The sequence below is a fragment of the Mesorhizobium sp. P2_F8 genome (assembly GCF_056403655.1).
The window spans coordinates 185,547-200,061 of sequence record NZ_JBFUFB010000003.1; the positions used below are offsets into that span (position 1 = coordinate 185,547).

Annotated in this window: 14 protein-coding genes; 9 read left to right on the forward strand and 5 right to left on the reverse strand. The window is 60.7% G+C overall.

The window, feature by feature from the left end:
• Positions 1–29: 29 nt before the first annotated feature.
• Both gloA2 and AC1DZP_RS08220 read right to left on the reverse strand, forming a co-directional pair.
• Positions 30–413 carry an SMU1112c/YaeR family gloxylase I-like metalloprotein gene (gene gloA2, locus AC1DZP_RS08215; protein WP_477301474.1) on the reverse strand — a complete coding sequence of 128 codons (384 nt, stop codon included), beginning with the start codon at positions 411–413 and terminating at the stop codon, positions 30–32.
• 168 nt (positions 414–581) lie between these two features.
• Entirely contained in the window at positions 582–815 is a 234-nt protein-coding gene (locus AC1DZP_RS08220; protein WP_095091204.1) for a hypothetical protein, read from the reverse strand.
• Between the two features lie 321 nt (positions 816–1,136).
• Between AC1DZP_RS08220 and AC1DZP_RS08225 the strand changes: the two genes are divergently transcribed.
• The 3 genes from AC1DZP_RS08225 to AC1DZP_RS08235 are packed head-to-tail and all read left to right on the forward strand — an operon-like array spanning position 1,137 to position 3,826.
• On the forward strand, positions 1,137–1,844 hold the full coding sequence (locus AC1DZP_RS08225) for a hypothetical protein (RefSeq protein ID WP_477301476.1): 708 nt from the start codon (positions 1,137–1,139) through the stop codon (positions 1,842–1,844).
• 15 nt (positions 1,845–1,859) lie between these two features.
• Complete coding sequence (locus tag AC1DZP_RS08230) at positions 1,860–3,080, forward strand: YcaO-like family protein (protein ID WP_477301478.1); 1,221 nt, start codon at positions 1,860–1,862, stop codon at positions 3,078–3,080.
• Positions 3,077–3,826, forward strand: a complete 750-nt coding sequence (locus AC1DZP_RS08235; RefSeq protein ID WP_477301480.1) for a TfuA-like protein — start codon at positions 3,077–3,079, stop codon at positions 3,824–3,826. The genes AC1DZP_RS08230 and AC1DZP_RS08235 overlap by 4 nt, the downstream gene beginning before the upstream one ends.
• A gap of 16 nt (positions 3,827–3,842) precedes the next feature.
• Here the strand turns inward: AC1DZP_RS08235 and AC1DZP_RS08240 are convergent, their stop codons facing one another.
• The 3 genes from AC1DZP_RS08240 to AC1DZP_RS08250 all read right to left on the reverse strand — a co-directional run bounded on the left by AC1DZP_RS08240 (position 3,843) and on the right by AC1DZP_RS08250 (position 8,354).
• A complete protein-coding gene (locus tag AC1DZP_RS08240) occupies positions 3,843–5,711 on the reverse strand; it encodes a tetratricopeptide repeat protein (RefSeq protein ID WP_477301481.1) in 1,869 nt (622 codons plus the stop codon).
• A gap of 220 nt (positions 5,712–5,931) precedes the next feature.
• On the reverse strand, positions 5,932–7,188 hold the full coding sequence (locus AC1DZP_RS08245) for a glycoside hydrolase family 5 protein (protein ID WP_477301483.1): 1,257 nt from the start codon (positions 7,186–7,188) through the stop codon (positions 5,932–5,934).
• Positions 7,185–8,354, reverse strand: a complete 1,170-nt coding sequence (locus tag AC1DZP_RS08250; RefSeq protein WP_477301485.1) for a DUF1972 domain-containing protein — start codon at positions 8,352–8,354, stop codon at positions 7,185–7,187. The genes AC1DZP_RS08245 and AC1DZP_RS08250 overlap by 4 nt, the downstream gene beginning before the upstream one ends.
• Before the next feature lie 314 nt (positions 8,355–8,668).
• On the opposite strand from AC1DZP_RS08250, the gene AC1DZP_RS08255 reads away from it, so the two are divergent.
• From AC1DZP_RS08255 to AC1DZP_RS08280, 6 genes are all read left to right on the forward strand, one after another.
• Positions 8,669–9,838: a glycosyltransferase family 4 protein gene (locus tag AC1DZP_RS08255; RefSeq protein WP_477301487.1), complete on the forward strand. Its 1,170-nt coding sequence runs from the start codon at positions 8,669–8,671 to the stop codon at positions 9,836–9,838.
• Positions 9,835–11,148 (forward strand): MATE family efflux transporter, encoded by a 1,314-nt coding sequence (locus AC1DZP_RS08260; protein ID WP_477301489.1) that lies wholly within the window; start codon positions 9,835–9,837, stop codon positions 11,146–11,148. Before AC1DZP_RS08255 ends, AC1DZP_RS08260 begins: the two co-directional genes overlap by 4 nt.
• Positions 11,149–11,157: 9 nt before the next feature.
• Positions 11,158–12,396: a GNAT family N-acetyltransferase gene (locus AC1DZP_RS08265; RefSeq protein ID WP_477301491.1), complete on the forward strand. Its 1,239-nt coding sequence runs from the start codon at positions 11,158–11,160 to the stop codon at positions 12,394–12,396.
• A gap of 156 nt (positions 12,397–12,552) precedes the next feature.
• Positions 12,553–13,770 carry a GNAT family N-acetyltransferase gene (locus tag AC1DZP_RS08270; RefSeq protein WP_477301493.1) on the forward strand — a complete coding sequence of 406 codons (1,218 nt, stop codon included), beginning with the start codon at positions 12,553–12,555 and terminating at the stop codon, positions 13,768–13,770.
• Positions 13,771–13,945: 175 nt separating this feature from the next.
• Complete coding sequence (locus tag AC1DZP_RS08275; RefSeq protein ID WP_184875378.1) at positions 13,946–14,122, forward strand: Flp family type IVb pilin; 177 nt, start codon at positions 13,946–13,948, stop codon at positions 14,120–14,122.
• Between the two features lie 121 nt (positions 14,123–14,243).
• Positions 14,244–14,468 carry a hypothetical protein gene (locus AC1DZP_RS08280; protein WP_184875376.1) on the forward strand — a complete coding sequence of 75 codons (225 nt, stop codon included), beginning with the start codon at positions 14,244–14,246 and terminating at the stop codon, positions 14,466–14,468.
• The last annotated feature ends 47 nt before the right edge of the window (positions 14,469–14,515 follow it).

Genomic DNA, 14,515 nt, shown 5'->3' on the forward strand with positions numbered 1-14,515 from the left:
ATGACGTGGTCACGAAAGCGAGCCGTTCCTTATGGGGTTTCGTAGAGTTCCAGCGGCAATCCATCCGGGTCGCTGAAAAAGGTAAACCGTTGCTCTGTATATGGGTCGATCCGGATTGGCTCGACGGGAACGCCGGCGGCTTCCAGGCGCATGATTACGGGATCAAGATTCTCCACGGCAAATGCCAGATGTCTCAGGCCTGTCGCCTCTGGATGGGACGGCCGCATCACTGGTGCAGGGAAGGAGAACAATTCCAGCTGGACGGATCCGATCCGCAGATCGGCCTTCCATGACTGCCGCTCCTCCCGATAGACCTCCCGGATCAGATCGAGGCCGAGGAGTTCGACGTAGAACCGTCGCGACCGATCGTAGTCGGTGCAGATGAGCGCGACGTGGTGAATGGCGTTCAGCATGCCACGAACTCTAGCCAAGCTGGGATTTGAGGCCAAGGTCGCCATCGGGTGCGCGGCATTTTGTTGATGTCGCCGTTCGCCAGGATCGCCTCGTCCATACGAATTTTCATCTGCGCCCAATCGGCGGCATGATGTTGCCGCCGACGCGCTTGAGACCCGCGCGCGGCTCTACTGGTCCGAAAACTTCACGCTCACGCCGCGCTGGCGAAAATAAGCCTGCATCAACTTGCGGCCCGAGCGGTTGTTCTGCGCCAACTTGGTCGGATCGAACACCGCCTGTTTTACCCCTTCTCGTGTCAGCGCCGCCTTTAGCGTCGCGATATGTGCGTCGATGTCGGCATTGTCCGCCCGGAGCGAGACATAGATACTTTCGGTCGCCTGGGCCACGGTCGGTTCGTTCACTGGTGTCGTCCTTTGGTTGGTTGAGCGGCGGCTACCACAGTTTCGCGGCTCTGGCGATACCGATGAGATTGAAGTCGTCTCTACCGGCATAGCGCGATCCTGGCGCATCCCGACCCCCAAGATGGTCGCTGGAGATGTCTGCTTTCGGGCAACCGCAAAATTGGACACTACGTCCAACTTGCGGCGCAAAACGGTCGCATCGCCAAGTTTATTCCAGTTGCCGCCGGCACAAACTGCATTGTACCGTAACCGGACTAGTAAAAATGCCGACACGCAGCCTCGGCTTCTATACGACCTAATTCTGTTGATGAGGAGGGGAATATGCCTGCAGGTGATCCTAACTTCTGTGCAACTTATACCGCCGATCCAGATGTCGATAAATGGATTGAAGAGGGAAACGAGGAGTTCTACGTCCGATACAAAAATTGGTTGGATGCCGGTTCCCCCAAAGAAATCGATCAAATGACGTACTTTTTCGAAGACAACAAAGAATCGAAGAAGAAACTTGAAGCAGGCGAGTCTCCCAAGGTCACCGGTGGCGTTCGCCAATCTGACTGCAAGGCTTTCAACGATTTCGTCGCTGGCTACGCGCCGATTGTGTTAGATCGCGCGGCGCTGGCACGAGCGGACCTTCATGCAATAAGATCTTCTGACAAGGATTTGTTGCAATTTCGGGCAGCTCTTTTCAACTACTTCATAGGCGATAAGCTAAGTGATGATGAGAAGCGAACCATAAACGGAACGCTTTTTGTCCAAGTGGACATTCAGCCAATTGACGCTGGTGGAGGTGAGGCGGACAAGAGACTTTACGCGATTCCGGGGAACGCACTTGTCGGATTCGACCGGAATCTCGGCGACAAAAGGTGGAAGTATGTCGATGAGCAAATTACGAAAGCGCTAGATTCGATACGAGGCAATGTCATCAACATTTCCGGTGCCGTTCAGCTTCGGCTTGGAGGGAAAGCAACGGTGCCAATTTATGAACCGATCACAATTGGCGACGGTATGGTTATCATGGGCCGCAACTAGCGGTCTCGTGAAGCGGTGGTCCGCAAACAAACCCTTGGGCGAGAGAATTGCGCTGCGGAACGAGTCCTTTGCTCTTCATCCGCAGCCGTCCTCCGTGGTTCCGCGACCCTCAGTCCTGCATTAGCTGCATGCTGGGAATTGATGCCGGAGGCCGGCATTACCAGGGTGGCAGACATAACTGGATTGGACGAAATTGGACTCTGCGTTACGTCAGTAGTTCGCCCAAATTCACGGGCCCTTACAGTTTCATCTGGAAAGGGCTCGACGATTTCACAGGCGTGTATCTCTGGACTGATGGAAGGGTTGGAGATTTTCCATGCAGAGCGATTTGCTGACTGGATTCCGTTTGGGGAGCTTCCCCGTGATTGCGTAGTTCCCGATCTATCAGACCTCCCGCATACAGATGACAAAGAAGCCCCTAAGGCAGCAAAGCCATGGCTGCGTATGGCGACAGGGTTAGAGTTGATGTCAGGCGAAACTGCAGCCGTTCCTTTCGGGCTAGTGCACACTGATTTCAGAAGCGAGACGTTGCAGAAAAATGACGGCTTTGTGGTCTGCAGCAACGGGCTTGGCGGGGGTAGCTGCTACAAGGATGCGGCAACGCATGCATTGTGCGAGGTCATCGAGGGTGATGCCATCGCTCTCTTCAAAGCATCGCAGCCGGGCAGCTTTGGAAGAGTCGATTGGAGGGCCATCGAAGACGACGAATCCCAGAACCAATATGCGAGGTGTCGGAGCCTTGGCATTGCCGTCACTGCTTGGGACATAACTACTGAGATTGGCGTGCCTTGCTACTATTGTCGTTTGGTCGAGCGTGAAAKGGGACCCGTAGGCATCCCCGTCGCCACGGATGGAGCAGGTTGCCATCCACTACCCGCCATAGCTCTCCGGCGTGCATTGTTTGAGGCCATTCAAACCCGCGTTCTTTTGATTTCGGGGGCCCGCGACGACCTGAGACCACGCTACTATTCCGCCAAAGCGCCGAACGACGCGGGGACCGCGGAGATACGGCTTCGCGATTCAGAGTGCTCGGACCGAACAGCGTCAGGACTGCTGAAATGGCTGGTCAGTCGCCTGGTTGTGGCGGGCTTTCGACAAGCGATTGTTGTTGATCTAAAGAGCCGCTCCTCGCGCCTTTCGTTTGTTAGGGTAGTAGTGCCTGGCTTGGAAAGCTATCCGCATGCCGTGGGATACACAAAGGGCCGACGCGCAAGAGCGGCTAAGCTCTCGCAATGAAACCTGTCCTATTTGTTGGGCCCACGTTGCGATCGGTTCCCAAGGGCGCTTCATTTGATTGGCGCCCACCAGCACAACGCGGAGACATTTACCGTGCCGCAGCGGCCGGCGCGCGTATGATTGGCCTTATTGACGGATGCTTCAGGACTGTTCCGTCTGTCCTGCACAAAGAGATTCTTTGGGCACTGAACCGCGGATGTGCTGTTTTTGGCGCCGCAAGCATGGGCGCGATCCGGGCCGCAGAACTCTATCCTTGCGGGATGATCGGAATTGGAGCGATCTTTCACGACTTTGTTAGCGGGCGAATAACACGCGACGATGAGGTTGCAATTGAACACGGCCCTGCGGAGCTTGGCTTCCCACAAACCTCGGAGGCGTTAATCAACATACGATACACTTTGAGAGAAGCCGTCGCTCTCAACAAGATCGCGACGCGAGCAGCCCGTGAAATCGAAGAAATCGCTTCAGCAACATTTTATGCGCGCAGAAACCTTGCCAACGCGATCGATGCTTACAACGTGCGCTGCGCACCGGATGGCCGAATCAACATCGAAGTGACTAGTTGGATCTCGCAAAACCGAGTCGACCAGAAAAAGCGAGACGCCCTTGAGTTACTAGCTGCAATGAAGCAATACCTGGAAACGGGGCAGTCACCCAAAAATCAGCTATTTGAGTTCGAGGAAACGATTTTCTTCGCTGAATTTCGGGCCGCAATGGATAATCCGATCATCCGCGATTTCACATAGGGACTCTCTATGCAAGTCACACTGCATGTCCCATTGCGCCTTGCTGCAACTTCGCCTGGCAAACTTCCGCCAATGCGACGTAGCGAGGGTGATCTCGGACCGGTGCGAGATCGAGATCCTTCGGGATCCATAAGGCAAACTCTTGAGGCATCCTTGGAACACATGCTTCCAACAAATCTATAGACTTATCTATCTCTCCTATTTGCGCCAAGGCGCACGCGAGATTGTATTGGTCCGTTGCGTCATCGGGATCGATAATCAAGGCCCTCTCAATCCATTCGCCTGCGCGCTCTCCTTCACCTAGACGGGCTAGAGCCAAAGCCCCGTGCGCAAGGGAATTCGCGTTGTCAGGACGCGCGGCTACCGCTTTTTCGATTCTCTCTAACGCGCGGTATGTGGCGGTAGTCGACTCCTCGTGTCGACCCAGTGATTTCAGGGCTAAGGCCATCAAATTGAGTGCGGTATAGTCTGTATCGAGCAGGCCAGATGCCAGTTCGAGGTGCTCTATAGCTTCTGCGTTCATGCCACACTCGGAACAGGTGGTTCCGAAATTCTGATGCACATCAAATGAGTGAGAGTCTAACCTCAGAGATTCCCGGTGTGAGACAAGTGCTTCTTCGAACTTTCCTCTTTCAGCTAGGATGCGCCCCATGGCAGCGTGGGCCTCCGCCGAAGTTGGGTCTAGCTCCAGAGCCCTCTTCGCTGCTTCAAATCCAGAATCGGAAGTCCTGCCGCTAAAATTTAGGTAACAAAGGCATAGGGCTGATAACGCCCATGCGCGGGCGTAGTTTGGATCCAGTCCTATTGCCTTCTTGCATGCGCGCAGCGCGATCTCGTAGTTGCGCGCACCGCGGATTTCGAAGTAGCGACGGCCCATCAGGTAAAGTCGATATGCTTCGGTATCGTGAGTGGAGCGTGTTACGATCGCCTCGCGTTCCTCGGGAAGCAGACGAACTTTCAGCGCAGCAACAATCGCGCTTGATAGTTCGTCTTGCAGAGCAAACACGTCACTGAAATTGCGGTCGTAGCGCTCCGCCCAAACATGAGTGTCCTTCACCGCGTCGATAAGCTGAGCACTCAGGCGCACACGGCCACCAGACTTGCGGACGCTCCCCTCGAGCACGTATGCGACTTGAAGCTCCTGAGCGATCCGATTGACCTTAATCTTGCGTCCTTTGAACGAGTACGCCGTACTCCTAGAAAGCACCTTTAGGGCGGAAATTCTCGATAGATCCGTAATAATATCGTCCGTAATGCCATCGCTGAAATATTCTTGTTCTGGATCGCCGCTAATATTTGCAAACGGCAAAACAGCTATTGATAGACCGACTTTCTTGGGCTGATTCTCATTTCCGCTGGCACCCGAGGAACGGCCACCCGACACACTATACATGCGCAGCGGGCGCGTAATATTTTTGAGCGAACGCTCACCCAAATCTTCGAACTGGAAATTGCCTTTTCCGTGGACTTGTCCAAATACCATTTCGGAAATTACGATGCCGCCGGGATCCGCCTCGTGCTCCAGCCTAGCAGCGATGTTGACACCCTCACCGTATATGTCGTCGCCCTGCGCGATGACGTCGCCAATATTGATTCCCATGCGGTAGAGGACTTGCTTTTCCGGGGCCACGTTGTTGTTCGCCGTGGCCATGGCCCGTTGCAGCCTCAAGGCACACTCTACCGCGCTAACAGCACTAGGAAATTCCAATAGAATGCCGTCGCCCATTAGCTTGACGACTCGACCATTGTACGCAGCTACCAATGGTTCCAGAATTTCGCTTTGACGCGTCCTGAGGGCGGCGAACGTGGCGGCTTCACTTGCCTCCATAAGCCGACTGTATCCAACCACATCAGCGAAAAGAACGGCGGCGAGACGGCGCTCCAATATATCCTCCGGTCGACCATAGGTAGCGATCGACAACAACAGAGTCTACTGTTTTGATTCGCTTCCCTACCAACCTGCGCTAGGTCGCTACTAGCGTCCGCTTTCAGGCGGTGGCAAAGCTGGCCGCAACGGCCGAGATGGGCGCAAAGTTGCCGTTCGCGTCATGGAAGACGTAAGTCGGCTTGGCGTCGAACTCGTTCGGAGTGATTGGGTTTTGACCCTAGTCCGCCGGCATGGTCAGGCCAAGTGCCGCGATGACATCCGGGTCGAGGGCCCGTGTGGTGTCGTCCATCATCCCCATGCCGTCGAAGAGATTCCAGAATGCCCAGCCAAAGCCGAGATCCTCGGCGCCCTGGCGCACATCGGCGATGTAGCGTGCCCGATCGGGATTGGGCGCCGCCACATAGCGGGCGTCGGTGCGCAGCGCGCCGAATTCGCCCATGATGATGCGCTCCGGCGCAAGGCCGTGACTGTCGCCCCAGGCGCGAACCTGGCGGAGATGTTTGTCGACAAAGCGCCGGTCGGGCTGGGCGTCGAAATAGACCTTCAGCACGCGCTCGGTTTCCCCATAAGCGGCTTTCTTGGCCTCGTCGGTGGTTTCGGTATCCTGCGCCATGCGCGCCCTGACCGACGCCAGCGTCGCTTCCAACGAGCCGGCGGACGCCGGCCACGGCACGTTGTTGAGCGAACGGTAGACGGGCTCGCGCATCCACGGCGCACCCTGATGGCTGAACAGATAGGGCTCATAGAAGTGGAAGGTGAACAGGATGGGCTCGAACGGCGACAGCGGCACCGGATCGAGCGCGGTCAGCCCGCCGACCATCGAGCCGCAGCCTCCGGTGACCACCAGCGGCAAGGTTGCAGCCGATGCCCTTGCCGCGGTCAGAAGCGCGAGCTGGACCTGCGACCAGACGTCCGAAGCGCAGGCCTGCGGCGGCTCGTTGACGGCTTCAAGCGCCACCTTGCCGGGCCGGAAGCGCTCCAGCCTGCCGGCGAGTTCGCCGACCAGCCCGCGATAGAGATCGAAGGCGGGCGCGGTGACGCTGGCGACCATGCGGTCAGGATTCCAATAGTGGGTGGCGCCATTGGCCTGCACGTTGACGATGATGCCGAGGCCCGCATCGAGCGTGGCGCTGACCGCCGCGTCCAGCATGTCCAGCAACAGGGCGCGCGTGGTGGCGTCGGCTGCCAGGAACGGGCCGGGATCGACCGGCAGACGGATGAAATCGAGCCCGGTGTCGCGCAACCGGCGCAGGTCGTCCGTGGTCGGAACCGGCCGCTGTGGCTGGAAGGGCGGCCAGCCATAGTCGGTGCGCGGCGCCGGGAATTCACGTGTCAGCGAGAACCAGGGCCAGGCGTTGACGCCGCGCCTGAAGGGAGGCTCGGCGGCACGGGCGAACGGCGCGATCGGGAGAGAGCCAAGTGCCGCGGTCGACAGCGCCGTCCGCAGCACCCGCCGGCGCGACCAGCCTGTCATGCAGTGCCGGGCGATGCGCGATTGGCCGCGACGGCGTCGTCGGCGGTGACACCGAGAAGCCGATAGGCTTCACGCTCATAGGCAGCCAGGACATCCTCCCAGCGGAAGGCTTCGCGGGCGCGGGCCCTTGCCGCGATGCCGCAATTCCTGACCAGGGCGTCATCGTCCTGCGCCTGTTGCATCCGCTCGGCGCAACTGTCGGTGTCGGTGAAGTAGATCGCGGCGGCACCCGCGGTCCAATGATTGAACGGATTGTCGTGCGCGATCACCATGTTGCCGGCCGCCAGCGCCTCGACCAGCGACGGGTTGGTGCCGCCGACGGTGTGGCCATGCAGATAGGCTCGTGCGTGATAGCGCAGTGCCTTCACCGTCGCCTGGTCGTAGATGGCGCCCGGCAGAACCACCGATCCGTTGGCCGCCTTGCGGACGGCGACATGATAGGGGATTTCGTCGGTCAGCGTCCCGAGCACCACCAGCTTCATGTCGCGCTTGCGGCTGCAAAAGGCTTCGACGATCGGCAGAATGTTGTTGTCGGGTTCGATCCGCGCGATCGAGATCAGATAGCGCCCCGGCTCCAGGCCCAGGGCCCGGACCGGCGCCTCGGGCGCCGATGTCACCGGATCGGCGCCATAGGCGATGGTGGCGATGGCGCTACGCGGCCGTCGCGTCGCCAGATGGTCTGCGATGGCAGGATGATCGGCGACCAGACGATGCGAGGCCCAGGCGCCGATCCATTCGTTGAGCCAGAACCAGCTGCGCGCCGCCATCCCCCATTTGGGGCGTCGCCACTCGATGCCGTCCATATTGGTGAAGATCTTGCGCCCCTTCAGCCTGAGCCAGGTCAGGAAAACCGCGCCGTTGTAGCCGAGCACCAGGCAGACGCCCGGCCGCCTGGCGGCGTCGCGCACGCATTGCCAATCGAATTCCAAGGTCGCACGCGGCCCTTTCGACGCAACCTGGACGTGGATGAGTTCGATCCCGCGCCAGGTTTCGCTGCGCACCCTCTGGTCGATCCGCGCGACCTCTTCCTGGCAATAGACGCCGACCTTCCAGCCGCGCCCGGCAAGAAAAAATGCCAGTCTTTCGGCGAAGGTTTCAAAGCCGCCATGGGCAGCGGGTATGCCGCGCGTCCCCAGGATCAGAATGGCAGGCGTCTCTGGTTTCATGGCCGCTGGCACTTTCGGAACTTTATATATTAGCGATTGCTGCATCATCAGATCGGATGGGCAACTTCCATGCCATCCGACGATTGCGGCGTTCGGGCGGATGATCATCGCGCGGGGTTGTAAAAAAACTGTATTGAACCCCGTGGTTGTTTCATTATCGGTCAACTCTTCTGTGCGTATCTGTGTCGAAACGAGGCATTGCCAGGGATTGGGCGTCCGCCAGTCGGGCGGATCAATCAGGCATGGTTCTTGCGAAAAGGTTCCCGCATTCCAGCGCCTGGTGCGATGGCTGCGGCACCTGGCGGGATACAAAGATGCGGATTGCCTGCGTTCATCAGGGCTATGAACTCTATGGTTCCGACCGCAGCTTCGCGGAGAGCGTTGCTGCGCTGCGCGCCGCGTTTCCGTCCGCCGACATCGAGGTGGTGCTGCCGCGCAGCGGGCCGATCGTGCAGATCCTGGAACGCCATGCCAGCCGCATCGTCTTCGAGCCGCTCTGGGTGCTGAGGCGCCAGGCCATCCTGCGGCTGGCGACGGTCGAGATGGCGCGATTGCCGATGGCCGTGCTTCGGGCATGGCGGCGCCTCCGGGATTGCGATCTCACCTACGTCAACACCTCGATCGTCGCCGACTATGCGCTGGCCGCGCGCCTGCTCCCTGACAAGGCCATCCTGCATATCCACGAGATCCCCGAAGGCGTCATGCGCAAGATACTCGTCGGCCTGATGCGCTGGAGCCATGCGGATCTCATCTTCAACTCGCGCGCGACGCGCGCCGCATTCGGCGATCCCAAGGTCTCGCGCACGCATGTCGTCTACAACGGTGTCGCTGGGCCGGCGGCGGCCGAACCAATGACTTATGACGGCAAGCGCCCTTTGCGGGTGCTTCTGCTCGGCCGTGTCAACAGGATCAAGGGCCAGGAGGTTCTGCTCCAGGCGATCGCTTCGATGTCACCGGAATTGCGGTCGAGGATCGAGGTGCGGCTGGTCGGTGGCGCCTTCGAAAGCGTAGAGCGCGAACGCGCGCTGGCCGAACTGGTCGAAAGCATGGGCCTGGCCGAACGGGTCAGCGTGTTGCCGGTCGTAACGGACCCCTCGGCGCATTACCGCTGGGCCGACATCGTCACCGTGCCATCGCGGCGTCCCGAATCGCTGGGGCGCGTCGCGATCGAGGCGATGGCCTATGGCCGTCCGCCGCTGGTGTCTGCCATTGGCGGCCTGGTCGAAGTGGTCAGCGATGGCGAGACCGGCTGGCATGTTCCGCCCGGCGACCCGGCCGCCCTGGCCGACAAACTGCGGGAGATCGTCCTTCGGCCAGATGACTGGCGTGGTTTCGTCGCCGCGGGACGGTTGCGATACGAGGAGATTTTCAGCGAGCCGGTGGCGGCGGCGGCGATCGCGGCGATCGCTACCGACAAGTTGAGGGCGGCGCTGGCGAAGCCTGGCCGGGCGCATGCCGCTCGCGAAGCGGAGACCAGTCCGTGAAGTTCGTGTTTCCAGGCCATCTGCTGCGGCGCCTTGTGCTGATGATCGGCGGCGAAGCCATACAGAGCGGCTTTCACTTCGCGTTGAACATCACCCTGCTGCACGAGCTGTCGGCGGAAGGCTACGGCATCTTCGCCATCGCGATGGTGATGGGGGGCGTTGGCCTGTCCTACATCAGATCACTGACCGCCATCCCGGCCAGCATTTGGATGGGCAAGAGCACCAACAGGGCCGGCGTCGACGCGCACGACGTGACGTTTGGAGGGGCCGCGGTCGTCGTCGCGTCGATCATGGGCGCCGCGACCGCGCTGCTGATGCTGCTGTGGGGTGACGCGGGCAGTATAGCCGCCGGTTGCTTCGTCGGGGCGTGGTCGCTGCGCAGCCATATGCGCACGGCATTCTTCGCGCGCCGCCAACAGGTGGTCGTCAGCATAAGCGATTTCGCCTTCACGGTTGCCGGTGCCGCAATGGCCGCACTGGCGATCTGGACGGCGCCGAACGTGCTGCAAATGGTGTTCTATGCCCTTGCAGCGGCCAATGTGATCGGCATAGCGGTGCTTGCACGCCTGGCGCCCCGTCCGCTTCGCGTCAGTTTCCGAGCGCCCGTGCGGCGACGCTATGCCAAGCTCTGGCGCCAACTGCGCTGGTCGGGATTCAGCGCGACGACCACCAACATCCAGGGTCAGTGCCTGGCGCTGCTGGTCGCGGGCATCGCCGGTCCGGCGGCCTATGCGCCCATCGCGGCGGTTATCGTCCTGTTTGCCCCACTGCGCATCGTCAGCCTGGCCTTTGTGAACATGCTGCAGCCCGAGCTTGCGAAGATGATGGGGAACAATGAAGTCAGGCGCGTGTGGATGCATGCCAAGCTATGGTCGCTTGTCATGGGGCTCGGCAGCCTGGTTTACGGAGCCTGCATCCTGTTTGTCCTGCCGACGATAAAATCCCAGTCGCTCGCGGGAGCTTCGGTCAGCGTCATCGGGCTTCTCGCCGTGGCGAACTTCGTACCGATCATGCTCTACATCATGCCGCGCATCGTCCTCGAGATACTCGGCGAGTTCCGGGTCGTGGCGTTCATCACAACGGCGGGCGCGGTCGTTGGCCTGGTCTTGATCGCAATCCTGCTCGCTATCGCTTCCCCGTCATGGTCGCTTGCAGGTGCCGCGGTCTCCGAGACCGTCGTGCTCGTGGCCTCATGGTATTTCGCACACCGCCACATCCTCGCGCTTGAGGGCGCGGATGGCCGGCATGACAGCCAGCCGAAATCGTGGCGACGCACCGAACCCGCCCCGCTCGCCACGGGAAAAAGGTAGGAGATGGACGTGTCGATCCAGACGTTGACGACTGTGCCGCCCGATGCGCCGACAACTGGCGCGCCAGTACCGGCCGGGCAGGCTATCGATGCTTCCCGAAGCATCGCGGGGGGAACCTACACGGCGCGGCTGCACACCAGTCTCGAGGCCGTCAAGCCGCTCTGGCTTCAATGCCAGGCGAATGGGACGTGCTCCGCCCATCAGCTCCATGCATGGGTCGAGGGGATCGTCAAACGGCTGGTGCCCGATGGCGCCGAGCTGCTCATCGTCGAGGTAACCGACGCCGGGACCGGCGAATTTAAGATGCTGGTGCCGCTGATGCGTCGATCGAGGCTCGGACATCGGGTGATCGAATGGTTGAGTTGCGGCGTCTGCGATTATTCAGCGCCGCTTCTGTCGGACAGGAGCCAGTGGACCCCGCAGGCTGCCGAAGCGGCGTGGGCGGCAGTCCGATCCATCCTGCCGCGCACGGACCGCATCCATATCACGGGAATTCCACGGCAGGTCTATGGAGTGGCCAATCCACTGGCGCTGCTGGCGGTCGCACAAGAATCCAGCCTGATCACATCCGGCCTCGTGCTGGATGGCGACCCGGCGACCCTTATCAAGCGCCATGGCAGACCGTCCTTCGTCAAAACCTACTACAAGGACTGGCGCCGGCTCGAACGGCACGGCACCGTGGATATGATCGAGGCCAACACGCCGGCCTTGATAGAGCTCGTCTTCGGCGCCCTGGTCGAGATGCGGCTCAAGCGGTTTCGCCAACTTGGGCGTTTCGATCTCCTGGCGCAGCCGGCGGTTGTCGATTTCTACCGAAACGCAGCGCTCCAGGGCCTGTCCGACGGATCGGTGCGGATCTTCGGACTGCGGGTCGGCGAGGATTGGGTCTCTGTCCAGTATATGCTGGTCCGGCAAGGCACATTGCATGCCCTGCTGATCGGAATGGACCTGGAGGTGGTGCCCAACGCCTCACCGGGCCTGGGGCTCATGGGCGAACTGATGGCGTGGGGACTGCGACAGGGGTTCGACTATTTCGACCTGTCGGTGGGCAGCCAGCCCTACAAGGAACAGTTCGGCGCCGTGAGTTCGGTTTTGGCCAAGATCGACGAAACGCTGACGCCGCTCGGCAAGGGCGTAGCAGCCGCCGCTTCGCTTCGCGATCGGGCCGAGCTTTTCGTGCGGTCTCATCCGCGGCTGCTCAAGACCGTCCAGGGTGTGGTGCGTGGCTTGCGAAGGTCGAAGGGCTGAGGGCGGCCGCATCTTGCGCTTGCTCCATATCAAAGAGGCTCGCGTTGATGCGCCTGTCTGGTCTGGAAGAACGCTGGTGGGCGGGTCCATGCGGCTGAAAACAGGATCGCTGGCGACCGCATCCGGTCGTCGCGGGAGAATGGTAGGAGGGCAGATATGTCGAGCCAAGCAATTCGGATGGCACCGATATCGGCGGCACAGCCTTCTGCTCCCGCCACCAGCGCCGATACCGCCGAACGTGTCTACACGGCGCGGCTGCACACCAGCCTCGAGGCGGTCAAGCCGCTTTGGCTGGAGTGGCAGGCCAATGGCATCTGCACCGCCCATCAGCATTACGCCTGGGCCGAAGGGATCGCCACGCGGCTGATGCCCAAGAGTGCGGAACTGCTCGTCGTCGAGGTGAGCGATGCCGCGACCGGCGAGCCCAGAATGCTGGTGCCGCTGATGCGGCGCCGGGCCTACCGCCACTATATGGTCGAATGGCTGAGCTGCGGGGTCTGCGACTATTCCGCGCCGCTGCTGGCGGATGCCAGCCCGTGGACCAGGCAGGGCGCTGAAGCCGCCTGGGCGGCAGTCTGTTCGGTGCTGCCGCCGGTGGATCGCATCCACATCGCCGGTATCCCGCAACAGGTCTTTGGCGTGGCAAATCCGCTGGCTCTGCTTTCGGCGACGCGCGATTCCATCCAGGTCGCCTCGGGCCTCGTCTTGCACGGCGAGCCCGAGGATCTCATCAAGCGAATCTGCAGGCCGTCCTTCGCCAAGGACTTCCGCAAGCACTGCCGCCGCTTTGAACAACTGGGCGGCCTCAGCCTGGTAGAGGCCGACACGCCCGCCCTGACGGAGGAGCTCTTCGGCACGCTGCTTGAGCTGCGGCTGAAGCGCTTTCGCGAGCTTGCGCGTTTCGATCTCCTGACGCAGCAATCGGCCGTCGACTTCTACCGGAACGCGGCCCTCCAGGGCCTGTCCGACGGATCGGTGCGGCTCTTTGGACTGCGCGTCGGACAAGCCTGGCTTGCCTCCATGCTCGTGCTGGCCAGAAAAGGCACTCTTCATGGCATCCTGCTTGCGATCGACAAGGATGCGGTCGCCAATGTGTCACCCGGCCTGACGACGATTGCCAAGCTGATGATGTGGGGGCGCGAGCGGGGATTCGATTACTTCGACCTGTCGGTTGGCGGTCAGGGCTACAAGGAACATATTGGTGCCGCGAATTCGGTTCTGTCCGAGATCTGCGAACCGATGACACTAAGGGGCAGGGGGGCGAATGCCGCCATCCTGTTTCGCAGCCGAGCTGAGCGTTACGTGCGCACGAGACCGCGGCTGCTCAAGACCATCCAAGGCATGGCGCGCCGCCTGCGGCGATTGAAGGACTGAAGCCAGTTCTCCGAGGCGAGGGTTCGATCAGTCCCGCCTCCGGCAGCAGGCAGCCCGACTTGATGTCTTGATTCAAGCCGGGGTCCGAGCACCTTCAATAGTTTGGTCAAATTTTGACCGAACTGCAATCTGTAGGGTCTATTAGATGCGAGAGGGATTAGAAGACAGGAATAATCTGCAAAAATTATTTTCCCGTTTCATCCGCGACGAATCCGGCGCGACCGCCATCGAGTATGGCCTGATCGCCGCCTTGATCGCACTCGCCATCATCGCCGGCGCCGGCGCGCTCGGCAATGCGGTCAACACCAAATTCAAGGTGATCGGCAACGCGGTCAACAGCAGCGGGTCGTAAGCCTCGGGCCTGGTTCGTCTCCGCGAAATTGACAGGACGGCGGGTCTCCGTCATCCTTAACTCCAGTCGCCAGGCTGCGGACCGCGGCCATGTGGGTGTCGAGGCGACCGAGGGCAGCGTCATGTTCAGTCCCGTCATCGGCCAGAATGCAAAGCGCTCCGCGGTGCGCAAGGCGCTCGACCGCCACAAGGTCTACATCACCGCGCAGAGTTTTTCGGCCGGCGCCTACCAGGCGCGCGTGCTGGTCGACGGCGAAGCCTACTGGGTCGACGAATTCCGGCTCGCCCAACTGCAGCAAGGCCTGTCGCCGGCCGAGCTCGAGTTGACGCCGGCCACCGACGATTGAGAGCGTGAGGCCTAAAAGCTGCGCTCTGTCGGGACGCTTGCATCTGG

Coding starts and splice junctions, on each gene's coding strand:
- gloA2 (WP_477301474.1), bottom strand. CDS start 413: ATGCTGAACGCCATTCACCACGTCGCGCTCATCTGCACCGACTACGAT.
- AC1DZP_RS08225 (WP_477301476.1), top strand. CDS start 1,137: ATGCCTGCAGGTGATCCTAACTTCTGTGCAACTTATACCGCCGATCCA.
- AC1DZP_RS08235 (WP_477301480.1), top strand. CDS start 3,077: ATGAAACCTGTCCTATTTGTTGGGCCCACGTTGCGATCGGTTCCCAAG.
- AC1DZP_RS08245 (WP_477301483.1), bottom strand. CDS start 7,188: ATGACAGGCTGGTCGCGCCGGCGGGTGCTGCGGACGGCGCTGTCGACC.
- AC1DZP_RS08250 (WP_477301485.1), bottom strand. CDS start 8,354: ATGAAACCAGAGACGCCTGCCATTCTGATCCTGGGGACGCGCGGCATA.
- AC1DZP_RS08255 (WP_477301487.1), top strand. CDS start 8,669: ATGCGGATTGCCTGCGTTCATCAGGGCTATGAACTCTATGGTTCCGAC.
- AC1DZP_RS08270 (WP_477301493.1), top strand. CDS start 12,553: ATGTCGAGCCAAGCAATTCGGATGGCACCGATATCGGCGGCACAGCCT.
- AC1DZP_RS08280 (WP_184875376.1), top strand. CDS start 14,244: ATGTTCAGTCCCGTCATCGGCCAGAATGCAAAGCGCTCCGCGGTGCGC.